General features: G+C 58.7%; 19 protein-coding genes. 2 read left to right on the top strand and 17 right to left on the bottom strand.

The features are described 5' to 3' along the window. Positions 1-8: 8 nt before the first annotated feature. On the top strand, positions 9-695 hold the full coding sequence (locus tag ACR0AM_RS15985) for a ferredoxin (protein WP_480623443.1): 687 nt from the start codon (positions 9-11) through the stop codon (positions 693-695). Next, complete coding sequence (locus ACR0AM_RS15980; protein WP_480623442.1) at positions 692-1,189, top strand: SixA phosphatase family protein; 498 nt, start codon at positions 692-694, stop codon at positions 1,187-1,189. The genes ACR0AM_RS15985 and ACR0AM_RS15980 overlap by 4 nt, the downstream gene beginning before the upstream one ends. A gap of 44 nt (positions 1,190-1,233) precedes the next feature. On the opposite strand, the gene ACR0AM_RS15975 is transcribed toward ACR0AM_RS15980, so the two are convergent. From ACR0AM_RS15975 to rplO, 17 genes are all read right to left on the bottom strand, one after another. Beyond that, positions 1,234-2,025, bottom strand: coding sequence for an amino acid ABC transporter ATP-binding protein (locus tag ACR0AM_RS15975; protein ID WP_480484762.1), 792 nt, complete (start codon positions 2,023-2,025; stop codon positions 1,234-1,236). 12 nt (positions 2,026-2,037) lie between these two features. Next, on the bottom strand, positions 2,038-3,336 hold the full coding sequence (locus ACR0AM_RS15970; RefSeq protein WP_480623441.1) for an amino acid ABC transporter permease: 1,299 nt from the start codon (positions 3,334-3,336) through the stop codon (positions 2,038-2,040). A gap of 3 nt (positions 3,337-3,339) precedes the next feature. Beyond that, a complete protein-coding gene (locus ACR0AM_RS15965) occupies positions 3,340-4,572 on the bottom strand; it encodes an amino acid ABC transporter permease (RefSeq protein ID WP_480607391.1) in 1,233 nt (410 codons plus the stop codon). 123 nt (positions 4,573-4,695) lie between these two features. Continuing rightward, positions 4,696-5,712, bottom strand: a complete 1,017-nt coding sequence (locus ACR0AM_RS15960) for an amino acid ABC transporter substrate-binding protein (RefSeq protein WP_480474036.1) — start codon at positions 5,710-5,712, stop codon at positions 4,696-4,698. 205 nt (positions 5,713-5,917) lie between these two features. Then, positions 5,918-6,625 (bottom strand): ATP12 family chaperone protein, encoded by a 708-nt coding sequence (locus tag ACR0AM_RS15955; protein WP_480623440.1) that lies wholly within the window; start codon positions 6,623-6,625, stop codon positions 5,918-5,920. Positions 6,626-6,628: 3 nt separating this feature from the next. Further along, positions 6,629-7,300, bottom strand: coding sequence for an HAD-IA family hydrolase (locus ACR0AM_RS15950; RefSeq protein ID WP_480623439.1), 672 nt, complete (start codon positions 7,298-7,300; stop codon positions 6,629-6,631). Continuing rightward, complete coding sequence (locus ACR0AM_RS15945) at positions 7,297-8,340, bottom strand: RluA family pseudouridine synthase (RefSeq protein ID WP_480623438.1); 1,044 nt, start codon at positions 8,338-8,340, stop codon at positions 7,297-7,299. The genes ACR0AM_RS15950 and ACR0AM_RS15945 overlap by 4 nt, the downstream gene beginning before the upstream one ends. A gap of 186 nt (positions 8,341-8,526) precedes the next feature. Continuing rightward, positions 8,527-9,837: a replication-associated recombination protein A gene (locus ACR0AM_RS15940; RefSeq protein ID WP_480554832.1), complete on the bottom strand. Its 1,311-nt coding sequence runs from the start codon at positions 9,835-9,837 to the stop codon at positions 8,527-8,529. Between the two features lie 3 nt (positions 9,838-9,840). Continuing rightward, a complete protein-coding gene (locus ACR0AM_RS15935; protein ID WP_480496029.1) occupies positions 9,841-11,226 on the bottom strand; it encodes a trypsin-like peptidase domain-containing protein in 1,386 nt (461 codons plus the stop codon). Between the two features lie 65 nt (positions 11,227-11,291). Further along, positions 11,292-11,699, bottom strand: a complete 408-nt coding sequence (locus tag ACR0AM_RS15930) for a hypothetical protein (RefSeq protein WP_480623437.1) — start codon at positions 11,697-11,699, stop codon at positions 11,292-11,294. Positions 11,700-11,808: 109 nt separating this feature from the next. Then, on the bottom strand, positions 11,809-12,231 hold the full coding sequence (gene rplQ / locus ACR0AM_RS15925; protein ID WP_480474043.1) for a 50S ribosomal protein L17: 423 nt from the start codon (positions 12,229-12,231) through the stop codon (positions 11,809-11,811). A gap of 175 nt (positions 12,232-12,406) precedes the next feature. Next, positions 12,407-13,423, bottom strand: coding sequence for a DNA-directed RNA polymerase subunit alpha (locus tag ACR0AM_RS15920; RefSeq protein WP_480623436.1), 1,017 nt, complete (start codon positions 13,421-13,423; stop codon positions 12,407-12,409). 114 nt (positions 13,424-13,537) lie between these two features. Continuing rightward, positions 13,538-13,927 carry a 30S ribosomal protein S11 gene (gene rpsK / locus ACR0AM_RS15915; RefSeq protein ID WP_170462414.1) on the bottom strand — a complete coding sequence of 130 codons (390 nt, stop codon included), beginning with the start codon at positions 13,925-13,927 and terminating at the stop codon, positions 13,538-13,540. A gap of 15 nt (positions 13,928-13,942) precedes the next feature. After that, positions 13,943-14,311 (bottom strand): 30S ribosomal protein S13, encoded by a 369-nt coding sequence (gene rpsM, locus ACR0AM_RS15910; RefSeq protein ID WP_209505862.1) that lies wholly within the window; start codon positions 14,309-14,311, stop codon positions 13,943-13,945. 201 nt (positions 14,312-14,512) lie between these two features. Further along, entirely contained in the window at positions 14,513-15,157 is a 645-nt protein-coding gene (locus ACR0AM_RS15905; RefSeq protein WP_267363761.1) for an adenylate kinase, read from the bottom strand. Continuing rightward, entirely contained in the window at positions 15,154-16,518 is a 1,365-nt protein-coding gene (gene secY / locus ACR0AM_RS15900; protein ID WP_480474046.1) for a preprotein translocase subunit SecY, read from the bottom strand. Before secY ends, ACR0AM_RS15905 begins: the two co-directional genes overlap by 4 nt. A 110-nt stretch (positions 16,519-16,628) precedes the next feature. Further along, a complete protein-coding gene (gene rplO / locus ACR0AM_RS15895) occupies positions 16,629-17,102 on the bottom strand; it encodes a 50S ribosomal protein L15 (protein WP_480496037.1) in 474 nt (157 codons plus the stop codon). Positions 17,103-17,222: the final 120 nt, after the last annotated feature.

Below are 17,222 nucleotides of genomic sequence, written 5' to 3'. Positions count from 1 at the left end.
GAGGAAAGATGACAGATCTCGCGCGACCTACCTCTGGCCCGGATGCGGGAACTTATGGCCGCGTTGAACACGCGGCGCGTCAGGCGGGGTTGATTGTCATGGGCGCGCTGCATCCCCATCGCGTGGCAGCCCGGCAACTCGACACAGGCACGCTGATCTTGCTGGGCGCGGGTTCTGATTTTTGGCCTGCTCTGAAAGCCTCGCCCGAATGGCGGGGGCCTGATCCAGTAGACCGCTGGTCAACCAGAGTCGTCGGCCAGATGGCACATACGTTCGGTGCACAGGCCTATTTCCCCTTTGGTGATCCACCCTATGCGCCTTTCATCGACTGGGCCCTGAAATCGGGACGCACCTTCAGCAGCCCGGTGGGGGCCTTGGTACATGACACGGTCGGCATGATGATCTCATATCGCGGCGCACTGCATTTCGCCCATGAGCTTACCATCCCTGAGGCGCCCGGCGTTTCCCCCTGTGACACCTGCGCCGCCCCGTGCACGACAGCTTGCCCTGTCGGCGCACTGAACGCGCAAAACTTCTATGACCTTGTTGCCTGCCACGACCATCTTGAAACTGCTGAGGGTCAGACCTGCATGACAGGCGGCTGTCTGGCCCGTCTCGCCTGCCCGCTCAGCGTGGGAGCAGGGCGCGACCCCGAACAATCAGCCCATCATATGAAGGCTTTTCATCCGTCATGACCCGCACCCTGATCCTGACGCGACACGCAAAATCCAGCTGGGACAATCCGGGACTTAGCGACCATGAACGCCCCCTGAACAAGCGCGGGCGCAGGTCGGCCCCGGCCATTGGTGCATGGCTGCGCGAAAACGGCTGGATGCCGGATGAAGTGCTCAGCTCGACGTCTAACCGCACCCGCGAGACATGGGATGGAATGGGGTTAAAGGCCAATAAGGTCCGCTTTCACAAAGCGCTCTACCACGCCGACGCAGAAGACATGTTGCGTGAATTGGCAGGCGCTACGGAACCCGTAATATTGATGCTGGGCCATAACCCCGGCATCGCCGAGTTCGCCAGCCAACTTGTGCGACAGTCGCCGGATCACATGCGCTTTTTAGACTATCCGACTTGTGCAACAACTGTGATGACATTTGACGCCGACAGCTGGTCGGACGTGCGCTGGCATACGGGCACTGTGCTGGGTTTCACCACCGCGCGTGAGTTGCTGGAATAGAAAAAGGCGGGACAAAACCCCGCCTTTCCACCATCTTGAAACGTTCAGTGTCCCAGAATCTGGCTGAGGAACAGTTTGGTCCGCTCACTTTGCGGGTTGTTGAAGAACTCTTCCGGTTCGTTCTGTTCCACGATCTGGCCCGCATCCATGAAGATCACGCGGTTGGCAACCTGACGGGCAAAGCCCATCTCGTGCGTCACGCACAGCATGGTCATGCCTTCCTCGGCCAGTTCGATCATGGTGTCGAGCACCTCTTTGATCATCTCCGGGTCCAACGCCGATGTCGGTTCGTCGAACAACATGATCCGCGGCATCATGCACAGTGAGCGGGCGATCGCCACACGCTGCTGCTGACCACCCGAAAGCTGACCAGGATACTTGTCGGCCTGCTCGGGGATTTTCACCTTCTCCAGGAAATGCATCGCGCGCTCTTCGGCCTCTTTCTTGGGCGTCTTGCGCACCCAGATCGGCGCCAGCGTGCAGTTCTCCAGAATGGTCAGGTGCGGGAACAGGTTGAAGTGCTGGAACACCATGCCAACCTCGGACCGGATCTTGTCGATGTTCTTGAGGTCATTCGACAACTCGGTCCCATCCACGATGATCGTGCCCTGCTGGTGTTCCTCCAGCGCGTTCAGGCAGCGGATTAGGGTGGATTTCCCCGATCCAGACGGGCCCGCGATAACAATCCGCTCGCCTTGGTTGACGGTCAGATTGATGTCGCGCAGCACGTGAAAGGACCCGTACCACTTGTTCATGTTGGTGATTTCGATGGCAACCTCGTCGCTCACCTGCATTTTGGAACGGTCGATTTCGCGGTCAATTGCAAGTTCAGACATGTGTTGAACTCCTTAACGATGATCCGTGGCAAGGCGACGCTCGAGCCACTGAGAATATTGAGAGATGCCGTAGCAGACGACGAAGAACAGAAGCGCGGCAAAGCCCAGAAGCTCCCAATAGACGCCGTTCCACTCGGTCGACGCCAGGATGGGTCCCCTGATCATACCCACCAGATCGAACATCGAAATGACCGAAACCAGTGTGGTGTCCTTGAACAGGCCAACGGCCACATTTACGATACCAGGGATCGAGATCTTCAGAGCCTGCGGCAGGATGATCAGACGCATCGCCTGAGGGTAATCCAGACCAAGGCTGTCTGCTGCCTCATACTGTCCACGTGGAAGCGCTGCCAAACCGCCGCGGATCACCTCGGCGATATAGGCGGCCGAGAACATTGTGATCATGATCACAACGCGCAGGAACAGATCAACTGTGCTTTCAGGTGGGAAGAAGTACGACAGCATCACCGAAGCCACGAACAGCAGCGTGATCAGAGGCACGCCACGGATGAATTCGATGAAGATGACGCTAACCCACTTGATCAGCGGCATGTCGGACTGACGGCCCAGCGCAAGGGCGATGCCAAGCGGAACTGACAGCGACACACAAGTGACTCCCAGCATCATGTTCAGCATGAAGCCACCCAGATCACGGCTGGGAACGGCGGAGAGCATTGCGTTCTCTGACGCCCCTTCAGGGATCAGCGCCCCACCGATCTTCCAGACGACAAGCGCGACGATGATGGCGCCAAAGAAACCTGCCGCAAAGCTGTTCTTGCCGAATTTCTGGAACACGGCACCACCGGCCACGCAACCCAGCAGAGCCGCAAACGGAACTAGAATGGTACCACCCCAGATCAGCCAGAACGCAATGAACGGGTAGAGCGCTGTGAAGATAAGCATCTTGCGCGGCAGGTCGAAGAACAGCACCGGCGCAAATGCCACCAGCATCAGCACAAAGGCCAGATTCGGGCGCCAGTATTCTTCGGCCGGGTACTTGAAGCCGTAGATCAGTTGCGGCCAACGTTCGGTCAGGACGGCGAAACAGGCACCAGTCTTTCCTGCCAGAATTTCGCGGCATTCCGCCAGCGAGTTCGCATTCCAAACTCCATTCAGAATCCACGGTAGCGTGTTATTCAAAATGAGGTAGATCAGGATCAGCGAGATCACCGTCAGGATCGTGTTGGCCACACCCGAGAACAAGTTCTCGCGCATCCACTTGGCCACACCGACCTCGTTTGCCGGGGGCGGTGAGGGGGGGATTGTGCCTTCGGCCACGAAGGCGATCGAATTCGTCGTTTCATCACTCATGGCTCAGCGCTCCTTCAACTTGACGGATGCGTTGTAGATGTTCATCACCGTCGAAATCAGCAGCGAGGCTGTCAGGTAGAACAGCATCAGCAGCAAAACACATTCGATTGCACGACCTGTCTGGTTAAGCGTGATACCACCCAGCGTTGCGGTGATATCCGCATAGCCCACGGCAATCGCCAGCGACGAGTTTTTGGTGATGTTCAGGTACTGCGAGATCAGTGGCGGGATAATCACCCGCAACGCCTGCGGCAGGACCACGAGGTTCATGATCCGTCCAGGGCGAAGACCCAGCGCCGCGGCAGCCTCGGTCTGACCTTTGTTGATCGCTTGAATACCCGCACGTACGTTTTCGGCAATGAAGGCACCGGTGTAAATCGACAGGGCGAACCACAATGCGATTAGTGGTGCACCGATTTGAAGACCCCCGCGCAGATTAAAACGGTTGGCCAAAGGATCAGGCAGGTCCCATGACAGTCCCAACAAAAACAGAACAACGATAACCGGCAAGAACCAAATCGCAGCGTTCAACAGCAAGGTGTTCGGTCTGACGCCTGTTTCCTCTTGCTTGATCTGGGCGTTTTTTTTCACTAACCGCGTAGAGAAATAGGACGCGACCAATACTGCAATTACAAGCAACCAGTTCGCAACGCCGCCAAAACCACCTGTAAAGTAGGGAAGCGGTACGTAAATTCCCCGGTTGGTGAAGGCAAAGAGTCCGAGCACCATTTCACGATCGGCATCCTCACCCAAATAGGCCCTTGGTGCGGGCATCGTAGCGGTGATGATGAAGAAGATGATAAGGATCCAGATCAGAACCGGAATATTCCGGAAAATCTCGACATAAAACGCCATCAGCTTTGAGATTAGCCAGTTGTTGGACAAGCGCAGAACCCCCGCGAGAACACCAAAGATGGTCGCGGTTATGCAAGCCAGAAAGGCGACCAGCAGCGTATTAAGAATACCCACAATCGCCGCCCGCCCATGAGAGGCCTGGCTGTCATATTCAATGAGGCGTTGGTTGATATCGTACCCAGACGGATCGCCAAGGAATGAATAGGAAATGTTAAGGCCAGCGGCCCTGAGGTTCTGGATCAGGTTGTTGCCCAGATACCAGATGCTAAGCGCAATAACGATTGCCGCAATCACCTGAAAGGTCAGCGATCTGTAGCGGGTATCGTTTATGAGCATCGACAGCCGAAAATCAGCTTTCGGCGGGTCAGTCATAGTCGACATATTTTGGAATCCCCGTGGCTAGCGGACTTTGTTTTTGTGGCGAGGTTGTCCCCGCTCTACGTCCGTTCGCGTAAGTTTTAGTGAAAAAGGGCGCAGGTTTCCCTGCGCCCTTTTCCGTCGATATTAGCGGAACGGCGGCGAGTACAGCAGGCCACCTTCGGTCCACTGTGCGTTTAGGCCACGTGCCAGACCGATCGGAGTTTCTTCACCGATGTTCTTGGCAAACACTTCGCCATAGTTGCCGCCGGCTTTGATCGCCTTGGCTGCCCAGTCAGCGTTCAGACCCAGCATCTCGCCCAGGGTGCCTTCGGTACCCAGCAGGCGGTTGATTTCAGGGTTTTCGGTGCCAGCGGCCAGTTCATCGATATTGGCCGAGGTTACGCCCAGCTCTTCAGCCGAGATCAGCGCGTTCAGAGTCCAGCGCACAACGTCGCCCCACTCGTGGTCGCCGTGACGGACCAGCGGGCCCAGCGGCTCTTTCGAGATGATTTCGGGCAGCAGGATGTGATCACCGGGGTTTTCGAATGTGGCGCGGGTTGCCGCCAGACCCGAAGCGTCGGTGGTGTAAACGTCACATGCGCCAGCCAGATACTGCTGCTGTGCTTCGGCGTTGGTTTCGATCGGAACCGGTTCGTAGCTGATGTTGTTCGAACGGAAGAAATCCGCCAGGTTCAGCTCGGTTGTGGTGCCGGTCTGGATGCAAACGGTTGCGCCGTCCAGTTCCTTGGCCGAGCTTACGCCCAGTGCCTTGGGAACCATAAAGCCCTGACCGTCATAATAGTTCACACCGGTGAATTCGAACTTCAGGTCGACGTCGCGGCTGAAAGTCCAGGTGGTGTTACGCGCCAGCATGTCGATCTCGCCCGAGGCCAGAGCGGTAAAACGTGTCTTACCGGTGGTCGGAACGAATTCTACCGCGCTTGCGTCGCCCAGAACAGCAGCAGCAACGGCGCGGCACAGCGATACGTCAAAGCCCTGCCATTCGCCATTGGCATCGGGAGCAGCAAAGCCAACCAGACCGGTGGTCACGCCACAGTTCAGCTTGCCGCGCGCTTTAACGTCGTCAACGGTCCCTGCCACGGCTGCGCCAGCAGCAAGACCGGCAATCGTTGCCGCGCCCAAGATTACGGATTTTTTCATTTTTACCTCTTCCTGATTTCCCGCCCCATCAGAGGCGGCTCTGCCCGGCAAGTGGATGCCGGATAGGTTACTCCAAAGGTGTCTCCCCTTTAGTGGCACCGAGTTTGGGCGTATTCATAAACAAACGTCAAGGGTCGGATCATCGAAAACGATGGATCAGACCCCAACCAATTTGAACATTTGGCCAAAAATCGGAAAATAAGGATCAAACCGACATATCAAAGAAGCGTTTAGCATGCAGAAACGCGGCTTTCTTCGTTTCGGCGACCACATGGGCCTCGTCATCGTGACCCCATTGTTCGACCTGCCAGGTTTCGTCCAGCCGCGAAATGCGCCAAATTTCGGCTGGTTCGCGCCAATCCATGGCCGCCGCAAACCCGAGAATCAATGACCCCGACAAGCTGACCAGATCGTGGAACGCCGCCAGTTGAAACGCATCCAGCGCGTGGACGCGAGCACGCAGCGCCGACAGGGCAGCATCAGATTGCGGCTTGTGCAGCACACCGATAACTGGCTGCAAGCGAGCAGACAGCGCAGCCTCGGCCCAGTCGAGCGCCGGGTCCCATTCGGCGCTTTGACGTTCCTGCAACTCTGACGGGTGTGTCGCCCGATAGCACAGCAGATCAGAATCGCCGTAATCCGCAAGCATATCGGCAACTTCCCCGTGCTGGAACCGAACCTTGTCGATTGCCGCATTCGCCGAACGGGTGCATGGCATTGTCGACGGATCTACCTCTTTCTGCTGGGCATCCCATTCTGCCGCAACCGCTTCGGCCATGGCGCGGGTCGGCAGGATCAACGCCGATTTGGCAGGGGTCTTGACGCGGCGGCCATCCAGTTCAACCGTAAACCCGCCGTCGACCTCGGTGATCCGGCTTTCCTTCCAGAAGCGTTTCGGTTTCCAGTCGCTCATGTTTCAGTTCCATATCCCGGCCAGCGCATTGGGCAACTGGTCAAAGGTCTCAATCACGCAGGTGGCCGAGGTCAAAGCAGACCGATCATGGTACCCCCATGCCACGCCGATGCCGCGCACCCCTGCGGCTGCGGCCATGTCCATGTCATAGCTTGTATCGCCGACCATCACCGCGCAGTCGGGTTCGACACCGGTCTCGGCCAACGCGGTCTGCACCATGGATGGATGCGGTTTCGACGGATGGTGGTCGGTAACCTGCCGGGTGACGAAGTAGGGCTCAAGCCCATGCACTTCGATCAACGCATCAAGCCCGCGCTGGGATTTGCCGGTTGCCACCCCAAGAAGCACTTCGGGCACGGCGTGCAAGGCTTCAATCGCCTCTCTCGCACCGGGATAGAGCGGAGAGCTGGCCGCGCCCAAATCCAAGCGATGCGCGTGATAGGCTTCCTTATACCCTTCAACGAGATCGTTCTGGACCGAGGAAGGTTGGTCCGGCACCAACCGTGCGATAGCATGCGGCAGGGACAGCCCGACGATGGACAGGATCACCTCTCGCGTCGGTACAGGGACCGAAGCGGCCTGAAAGCTGGTGGTCATGGCGTGAACGATACTGCCCTGACTGTCGACCAGAGTGCCATCTACATCAAACAGAACCAGCCGCAGGGGTGCGCTCATTGCAGCGCCTCAAACGGGTCGTCGGCGGCCAGATCCTCGGTCCAGCCGAAGGTGTCCCAGCTGTGTTTCATATGTTCCGGCAAGGGCGCTGTCACGATCACAGGTTTGCGCGTTATCGGATGCAGGAATGACAGTCGCCGCGCGTGCAGATGCAGCTTTTTGCTGATGATCCCACCCAGTTGCGCGCCCCAGCCATCACCCAGGTTTTCCTGCCCCGAGCCACCGTATTTGCCGTCGCCGATGATCGGATGCCCGATCGCTGCCATATGCGCGCGCAGTTGGTGGGTGCGGCCCGTGATTGGCTCCATCGCGACCCAAGCGGCGCGCCCGGCCACACGGTAGAGGGTCGCATAATGTGTATGTGCCCGTTTCGCACCGGGGGTGCTGTCGATCTCGTTCATATGGACGGGGATCATCTTTTCACCCTCGCCGTGCGCGCCATGACCAGCTGCTTTCACAAGACCCGTCTTGATTTCACCAAGATATGGCGTGGGAACACCTGCAACCAGCGCCCAGTAAATCTTGCGTGTATCGCGGTGACGGAAAGCGGCTGTCAGCCCCTTTGCGGCTTCGCGCGTGCGGGCCAGCAGCAGAACACCTGACGTGTCCTTGTCCAGGCGGTGAACCAGACGCGGGTTTTCGTCATACCCAAACCGCAACGCCTCGGACAGGCTGTCGACATGCCGGGTCTGCCCGCTGCCGCCCTGAACCGGCAGGCCCTGCGGCTTGTTCAGGGCCAGAATATGATCATCACGGTAGATCACGCAGGACTGGATCATCTTGGCATCCGCATCCGAGATACTATGCCTGACCTCAACCGGTTTGTGATCAGGCCCCGGCAACGGCGGCACACGAACCACCTGCCCGACCTCCAATCGCGTCGAGGCCTTGGCCCGGCTGCCATCCACACGCAGTTCTCCCTTGCGGCACATCTTTTCGATGCGGCCCTGGCTGACATGCGGGAACAGGCGGCGCAACCAGCGGTCCACACGCTGATCGCCGTCCCCTTCAGCGACTGTAATCATCTGTACGCCACTCATGCCATTGCCCCTTGCGCCGCGCGGGTGATCCGCCCGGATTGCGTCTTTGTCCGTATCCCAGAAATCATGGGGGTCTCTCGCGCGCAACGCGGCAAGAGTCAAGGTATCAGACAGGAACCTTTGGCGTTCGAGGGGGCTCAGCGCCGCCCGCCACTTCTCGGCACGATCAGTGCATTCCCAGCCAGCCTAGCTGTTGCGCTGAGTCCGAAGCTTGGCGAAGTAATCGAGGCGCTTTTTCAGCTCACGCTCGAACCCGCGTTCGACCGGTTGATACAGAACCGGGCGTTTCATCGTTTCGGGGAAATAGTTCTGACCGGAAAACCCGTCTTCGGCGTCATGGTCATACGCGTAGCCGGCACCATATCCCTGATCCTTCATCAGTGATGTGGGGGCATTCAGGATATGTTTGGGCGGTGGCTCGCTTCCCGATTGCTTGGCCAGCCGCATCGCTGCCTTATAGCCGACATAGGCGCCGTTGGATTTCGGGGCTAGGGCCAGATAGACCAGCGCCTGCGCCAGCGCCAGCTCACCTTCGGGGGAGCCGAGCCGCTCATACGTTTCCCAGGATTGCAGGCATATGGCCTGCGCCTGCGGGTCGGCCAGACCGATATCCTCGACCGCCATCCGTGTGATCCGACGCGCCAGATAGCGCGGGTCTTCGCCCCCTGTCAGCATTCGCGCGAACCAGTACAGCGCCGCGTCCGGGTCGGACCCGCGTACCGATTTGTGCAGGGCTGAAATCAGGTTGTAATGTTCATCGCCCGACTTGTCATATTTCGCCGCCCGCCGCATCAGACGCGTCGACAGCGCGTCCGTGTCCAACGGCGCATCAACCTTCCAAGCCGAAACCTGTTCGATCAGGTTCAACAACGCCCGTCCGTCCCCATCGGCCATTTCCTGCAACGCATCGCGGGCTGCGGGTGTCAACGGCAACGCGCGGCCCAGCTCTTTTTCGGCACGCTGGGTCAGGCGTTCAAGATCGGAAAGGCCAAGCCGTTCCAGCACCAGAACCTGCGACCGGCTGAGAACAGCGGCGTTCAGCTCAAAGGACGGGTTCTCGGTCGTTGCCCCGACAAGAAGGATCGTGCCGTCCTCCATATGCGGCAGAAAACCGTCCTGCTGTGCCTTGTTGAAGCGGTGAATCTCGTCCACGAACAGCAAGGTCCCCTGCCCATTCTGACGCCTGATCTTGGCCGCTTCGAAAACCTTCTTCAAATCCGGCACACCGGTGAAAATCGCACTGATCTGAACGAAATGCAGATCGGTTTCCTGCGCCAGCAACCGTGCGATCGTCGTCTTTCCGACACCGGGCGGCCCCCAGAAGATCAGGCTGGACAGACTGCCCGACGCCAGCATGACCCCCAGCGGCGCATTCGGGCCAAGAACCTGTTCCTGACCGATGACCTCGGCAAGAGTCTGCGGGCGCAACCGGTCCGCCAGGGGACGGTGTGGCGCAGCGGTGGGTTCCGTTGGCCCGGTATCGAACAGATCGCTCACGGGTTACAGCCGGAACCGCAATGAGACTGACCGGCCACCGCGCAGAAGACCCATCTGCACACGACGACCCGGATCTGTCAGCGCATTCTCTACATCCCCAGGACGTTCGATGTCATTGGAATTGATGCTTTCAAGAATATCCCCCGATCGCAAACCCGCGCGTCCACCATAGGGACCGGGATCAACAACAACGACACCTGTCTGGGACAGTGGCAAGCCCATATCAGAGATCACCGCAGGGTTGACGCGGGACACCACCAGCCCCGGCAGGACAGTGTCTTCATCCAATGTCGTCTCTTCAGCCGCCGGGACTTCGGGCGCTTTGATCAGTGCCACCTCAACCTCTTCGCTCTGGGTGCCACGCAGCCGTGTCAGAACCGATGTTCCCCCAACCCCTGCGACAGACATGCGAAACTTCATCTCGGCAGGTGAGTTCACTTCGTCCCCGTCCACATGGGTCACGACATCCCCCACCTTAAGCCCCGCCTCGCGCAGCGGGCTAAGGTCATGCAGGTCCGAGATGACAACACCCAGCGGGATGGCAAGACCAAGGGACTCGGCAATGTCCGCGCTCATATGCTGACCGGTCATGCCTGCCCAAGGGCTGACAAAACTGTCATTGCCCTGCTGTGCCTGTTTCAGAAACTCGGCCACAAGATTTGCGGGGATGGCAAAACCGATGCCATTCGACCCGCCCGAGCGTGTCAGAATAGAGGTGTTGATCCCGATCAGGTCCCCGTTCATATCAATCAGCGCACCGCCGGAATTCCCCGGATTGATCGCTGCATCTGTCTGAATGAAATACCCGCGTGCATTGCCTGTCGCCGTACCTGTGCGCGCCAAGCCCGAGATGATACCAGAGGACACCGTTTGCCCCACCCCGAACGGGTTGCCGATGGCAAGGGCCAGTTCGCCAACCTCGACCTGATCGGAATCGCGCAGGGTCAGGTAGGGCAGATCTTGCGCCTCTTCCAGACGCAGGATCGCAATGTCGCTTTCTTCATGCCCCAGTACGACCGTGGCAGAAAACTCGCGCCGGTCGGTTGTCACGACCCTGATCTCGGTCGCCGAGCCTACAACATGGTAGTTGGAAACAACGTAGCCATCTTCAGACAGGATGACCCCGGAGCCCAGCGAGTTCTGAACCCGCGGCTGCGGCGTTCCCAGGCTGCCGCCGAAGAAATCCCGAAAGAACGGGTCCGAATAAAATGGGCTGGCCCGCCCCTGCCGCACGATCTTGGCGTAGATATTCACCACCGCAGGCGAGGCCTTTTTGACCACCGGAGCAAAGCCCAGAGAGATTTCGGACTGTGATTGCGGGACGCGGGTTTCGGCAAATGCTGGCAGGGCCATGACAAGCATAAGAGAAATAATGGATGCGCGGATCATGGGGGCTCCGGATTAGATCATCCTTGGGATATGCGGGGCAAAGGCGATAAATGCAAGCCGCGCGCTCAGCTTCGGCGGCGCAGGAACTTGAGCCCGGACCAATCGGCGTCACCCGCGCAAACCTGCACGTCGACCCAGCCCAGCGGCAGGATTTCACTGCGCAGCATATCCTCGGTCACACCTGCGTGCAGTGGCGAAGATTTGTTGGCCCAGGACACCCACAGCATTCCTCCGGGCCGTATGTGGGCGATTTGCTCAGCGGCCATTTCGGCGATCTGGTTCGGGTGGTTCAGGAACATGTGAACCGCATCCGCGAGATCGGCTACGGGGTCGAACAGAACACCGTCGGCACCCGCTGTCAGGTTTGCATAATGGGCAAGGGCGTTGAGCGTACGGACCATGTATCCGGGTTTGAATCCCAGTTTCGCCCAGAGCGGTTTGCCCGAGTATCCTGCTGTGGGTTCACTTGCCATAACAGCCTGAACTTATGGCGCAAATCGAATGAAGGCAATTGGTTGGCTGAGGCACAAAAAAGCCCGCCCGATTGCTCGGGCAGGCGCATCAGGTCGATGACCGTCGTGCTTATTCTTCGGCTGCGGCCTCTTCGGCGGCAGCGCGGGCTTTGTCCGCGGCGCCTTTGGCATCGATGTCGCGATCGACGAATTCGATGATCGCCATCGGAGCCATGTCACCATAGCGGAATCCGGCTTTCAGGATGCGGACATAACCGCCCTGACGCTCAGCATAGCGGGGGCCCAGAACTTCGAACAGCTTGGCGACGTCTTTGTCTTCTTTCAGCTGTGCTGCGGCCTGACGGCGGGCGTGCAGGTCGCCGCGCTTGCCCAGGGTGATCAGCTTTTCGATGATCGGGCGCAGTTCTTTTGCCTTGGGCAGAGTTGTCTTGATCTGCTCATGTTCGATGAGCGAGCCAGCCATGTTTGCAAACAGAGCCTTGCGGTGCTCATGAGTACGGTTCAGGCGGCGGTAACCACGTGCGTGACGCATTTTTCAATTCCTTCTTTCGCGTTTTGCTTTGTCCGGCCTCCGATGCGTGTCAGAGGCTCACCTTGGGGCGGGATTGCCCGGATTGTACGTTTTGTACCGGCTTTCAGACCCCATTGGTCCGAAATGTACAAAACCTGCGACGGCAGGTTGGACCCGCCGCCACAGCCGAAGATGCTTAGAATGCGTCTTCGAATTTCTTTGCCAGATCTTCGATGTTGTCGGGCGGCCAATCCTCGACATCCATGCCGAGGTGCAGACCCATGCCGGACAGCACTTCCTTGATCTCGTTCAGCGACTTGCGGCCGAAGTTCGGGGTGCGCAGCATCTCGGCTTCGGTCTTCTGGATCAGGTCGCCGATATAGACGATGTTGTCGTTCTTCAGGCAGTTTGCCGAACGGACCGACAGCTCCAGCTCGTCCACTTTCTTCAGCAGCAGCGGGTTGAACTCCAGACCATCGTCTTCGTCCTGACGGTTTGCCGATTCCGGCTCGTCGAAGTTGACGAAGATCGAAAGCTGATCCTGCAGGATGCGCGCGGCGTAGGCCAGTGCGTCATCGGGAGTGATCGAACCGTCGGTATCGATCTTCAGGGTCAGCTTGTCATAGTCCAGAACCTGACCTTCGCGGGTCGGCTGCACGTCATAGGCGACTTTCTTGACCGGCGAATAGATCGCGTCGATCGGGATCAGGCCGATGGGCGCATCTTCCGGCTTGTTCTTTTCAGCCGAAACGTAACCCTTACCGGTGTTGACGGTCAGCTCCATGAACAGGTCGGCGCCGTCGTCCAGGTGACAGATGACGTGATCGCGGTTCAGAACCTCGATACCTGCGCTTTCGCTGATGTCACCTGCGGTAACGATTGCCGGACCTTTGGCATTGATCGACAGGCGCTTGGGGCCTTCGACTTCCATGCGCAGGGCAACCTGCTTGAGGTTCAGGATGATGTCGGTGACGTCTTCGCGCACGCCCGCAACCGAGGAGAACTCGTGCAGGACGTTGTCGATCTGGACGCTGGTGATGGCCGCGCCTTGCAGCGAGCTCATCAGGACGCGACGCAGGGCGTTGCCCAGGGTCAGACCAAAACCACGCTCCAGCGGTTCGGCAACCAGGGTCGCCTGACGCGCAGGGTCGTTGCCCGGCTTGGCTTCCAGCTGGATCGGCTTGATCAATTCTGCCCAATTCTTGTGGATCATGTAATCCCTCCATTCCTGCCCGCGCCCCATGACCAACAAGGTGCAGACGCCCGAGGTTCAAAATGACGTGCTGGGGCCGTGTAAAAACACAGCCCCAGCTTAATTTCAGATCGCTTAGACGCGACGACGCTTCGGCGGACGGCAGCCGTTGTGAGCAATAGGGGTCACGTCACGGATCGACGTGATGTTGAAGCCCACGGCAGCCAGTGCGCGCAGAGCCGACTCACGACCCGAACCGGGGCCTTGAACTTCGACTTCCAGCGTCTTGACGCCATGTTCCTGCGCTTTCTTGCCTGCGTCTTCCGCAGCCATCTGCGCGGCATACGGAGTAGATTTCCGCGATCCCTTGAAGCCCATGGTACCGGCAGACGACCACGAGATGGCGTTGCCCTGTACGTCCGAGATCAGGATCTTGGTGTTGTTGAAGGTCGAGTTCACATGGGCAACGCCCGATGCGATGTTCTTGCGCTCTTTGCGCTTGATGCGAGTCTTATCGCGTGCCATCAGTCAGACCCTCCCTTATTTCTTCTTACCGGCAATGGCCTTTGCGGGGCCTTTGCGGGTACGAGCGTTGGTGTGGGTACGCTGACCGCGAACCGGCAGGTTGCGGCGGTGACGCAGACCGCGATAGCAGCCCAGGTCCATCAGACGCTTGACGTTCATCTGAACTTCACGACGCAGGTCACCTTCGACGGTGTAGTTGGCGTCGATATGTTCGCGGATGGCCAGAACTTCGGCATCCGACAGTTCATTGACGCGGCGGTGCGCTTCAATGCCCACGGCTTCGCAGATCGCGTTGGCCGAGGTGTTGCCGATACCGGTGATATATGTGAGGGCGATTGGAACCCGCTTTGCAGTCGGGATGTTTACGCCGGCAATACGTGCCACGTGTCACTTTCCTTTTTGTTGCGGTTCCGTAACTCCGGAACCTTTTTTCACAACACTTTACCGTGGCAGTGACGCCAGAGGGTCCAGTATTATTCGAGGTGGTCGGGGCAATTGGGACGAATCCCGCATGCAGTCTTGATTCCCTTTAGGGATGGGGGTCGATATGGGCTTTTGGTGGGGCCGTCAAGCCCCAACTTTCGGTCAACCCAGTATCGCCTCGATCGACGCGGTGACTTCCTTGATATCCGCCAGCCCATTCACCGGACGCAGATCGCCCTTGGCGTAGTAATAGCCAATCAGCGGCGACGTCTTCTTGTAGTATTCCATCAGGCGCGTGCGCAGGCTGTCTTCGTTGTCGTCGGCGCGGCGTTGGAAATCATTTTCCTTGCCGCAATTGGTGCATTTACCATCTGCCGGGATCGGTTTGGTGTTGTCGTTATAGACTTCACCACATCCGCCACAGGTTGAGCGTGCGGTGATCCGGCCCACCAGCGCGTCGTCATCAACGCGCATCTCGATCACGGTGTGCAGCGACTGGCCCAGCTTGGCCAGCAAAGCGGCCAGAGCATCGGCCTGCGCCAGCGTGCGGGGAAAGCCGTCAAAGATGAAACCGGCCCCTGTTTCGGTGGTCAGTTTCTCTTCGATCAGGCCGATCACGATTTCATCGGTGACCAGCTTGCCCGCATCCATGATCGCCGCAACCTTCCGGCCCATCTCGGTGCCCGAGGTCTTGGCTTCGCGCAGCATGTCGCCCGTGCTGAGCTGCACCATGCCGCGTGTTTCCACCAGGTGACGGGCCTGCGTTCCTTTCCCAGCCCCCGGGGGGCCCAACAGAATGATATTCATCGACGAGAGGGTCCCTTCCTGCCGCGTTTCTTGCTTTTGCCGCGCAGTTGAGACTTTTCGATAAGCCCTTCGTATTGATGCGCCAGAAGATGGCTCTGAACCTGCTGGATCGTATCCATGGTCACGGAGACGATAATCAGAACCGAGGTGCCGCCGAAATAGAACGGGATGGCAAACTGGTTGCGCAGAATCTCGGGCAGCAGGCAGACCAGTGCCAGATAGGCCGACCCCAGAACCAGCACGCGGTTGACCACGTATTCCAGATACTCGGCGGTTTTCTTACCCGGGCGGATACCGGGCACGAACCCGTTCTGCTTTTTCAGGTTGTCCGCCACATCATCCGGTTTGAACGACACGTTGAACGTGTAGAAATACGCAAAGAACACGATCATCGACGCGAAGAACAGCAGATACAGCGGCTGTCCGGGGCCGAAATTGGCCAGCAGCCACGACATGACCGGCCCATTTGCCGCGCCCGACGAGAAGGTCGAGATCGTCACCGGCAGCAGCAGCAGCGAGCTGGCAAAGATCGCCGGGATCACGCCCGCGGGGTTGACCTTGACCGGCAAGTGGCTGGAGCCGCCTTCGTAGATTTTCATCCCGGCCTGACGGCGCGGGTACTGAATATGAATCTTTCGCAGCGCCCGTTCCATGAAGACCACGAACATGATGACGGCAATCACCATCACGATCACGCCAACGATCACGGCGGGGCTGATTGCGCCCGAACGGCCCGACGCGAAGAACTGCGCCAGGGCGGCGGGGACCTCGGCGATGATGCCGACGAAAATGATCAGAGAGATACCGTTGCCGATGCCGCGTGCGGTGATCTGCTCACCCAGCCACATCAGGAACATGGTGCCGCCGACCAGTGTGATCATGGTCGACATGCGGAAATACAGCCCCGGATCGGTCGCCAGATCGCCCGATTCCAGCGAAACGGCCAGACCATAGGCCTGGACGGTGGCCAGCGCCACGGTGCCGAAACGGGTGTATTGGTTGATCTTCTTGCGGCCCTGCTCGCCCTCTTTCTTGAGCTGTTCGAGCGCGGGAACCATCGACGTCAGCAGCTGCACGATGATCGAGGCCGAGATATAGGGCATGATGCCAAGGGCAAAGATGCCCATTCGGCCAAGCGCCCCGCCTGTAAACATCGAAACCATACCGCCGATGCCCTGCCCCGCCTGCTCCATGAACTCGCGCAATGCTGCTCCGTCGATCCCCGGCACCGGAATGAAGGTGCCCAGACGATAGACGATCAGCAAACCCAGCGTGAACAGGATGCGGTTGCGCAGATCGGTGGCCTTGCCAAGGGCAGCCCAGCTTGTGTTGGCTGCCATTTGTTCTGCTGCTGATACCATAAAGTCGGTCTCTCTTATGCAAACGCCGCCCGGAACCGTTTTCCGGCTCGGACGGCGTCTTGGAAAACTCTGAAGTCTATGTAAGCGGGTCTTTGCCCGCTCACAAGCGCTTACTCTGCCGCAGCGGCTTTTGTGACTTTCAGTGAACCGCCCGCTTTTTCAACTGCCTCGACGGCAGCTTTCGACGCACCGGTCACTTCCAGATCAACCTTGGCGCTGATCTCGCCTTTGGCCAGAACGCGGATACCGTCCAGCTTGCGGCGGACCAGACCGGACGCAACCAGAGCGTCTTCGGTGATCGCGGCCTTGGCGTCCAGCTTGCCGGCTTCGACGAATTTCTGGATCAGGCCCAGGTTGATGACGGCGAATTCCTTGCGGTTTGGCTTGTTGAAGCCACGCTTGGGCAGACGCTGGTACAAGGGCATCTGACCGCCTTCATAGCCATTGATGGCCACACCCGAGCGGGATTTCTGGCCTTTGATACCACGGCCACCCATTTTACCTTTGCCGGAACCCGGACCACGGCCAACGCGGGTGCGTTTTGGGGCGGCGCCAGGATTGTCGCGCAATTCGTTCAGTTTCATTTCGCTTCTCCTAAGCCGGATATGACCCCCGAAGCGTGATGGGCCAAACACGGCATTTCTTGGTTTTGATTCTCGCGGCCAAAAAGCCACCGCAGGCGTATAGGCCCGATGGCAGGGCTT

The sequence above is a fragment of the Ruegeria sp. AD9 genome (assembly GCF_056542305.1).
This window is presented reverse-complemented; position numbering and strand designations above follow the sequence as displayed.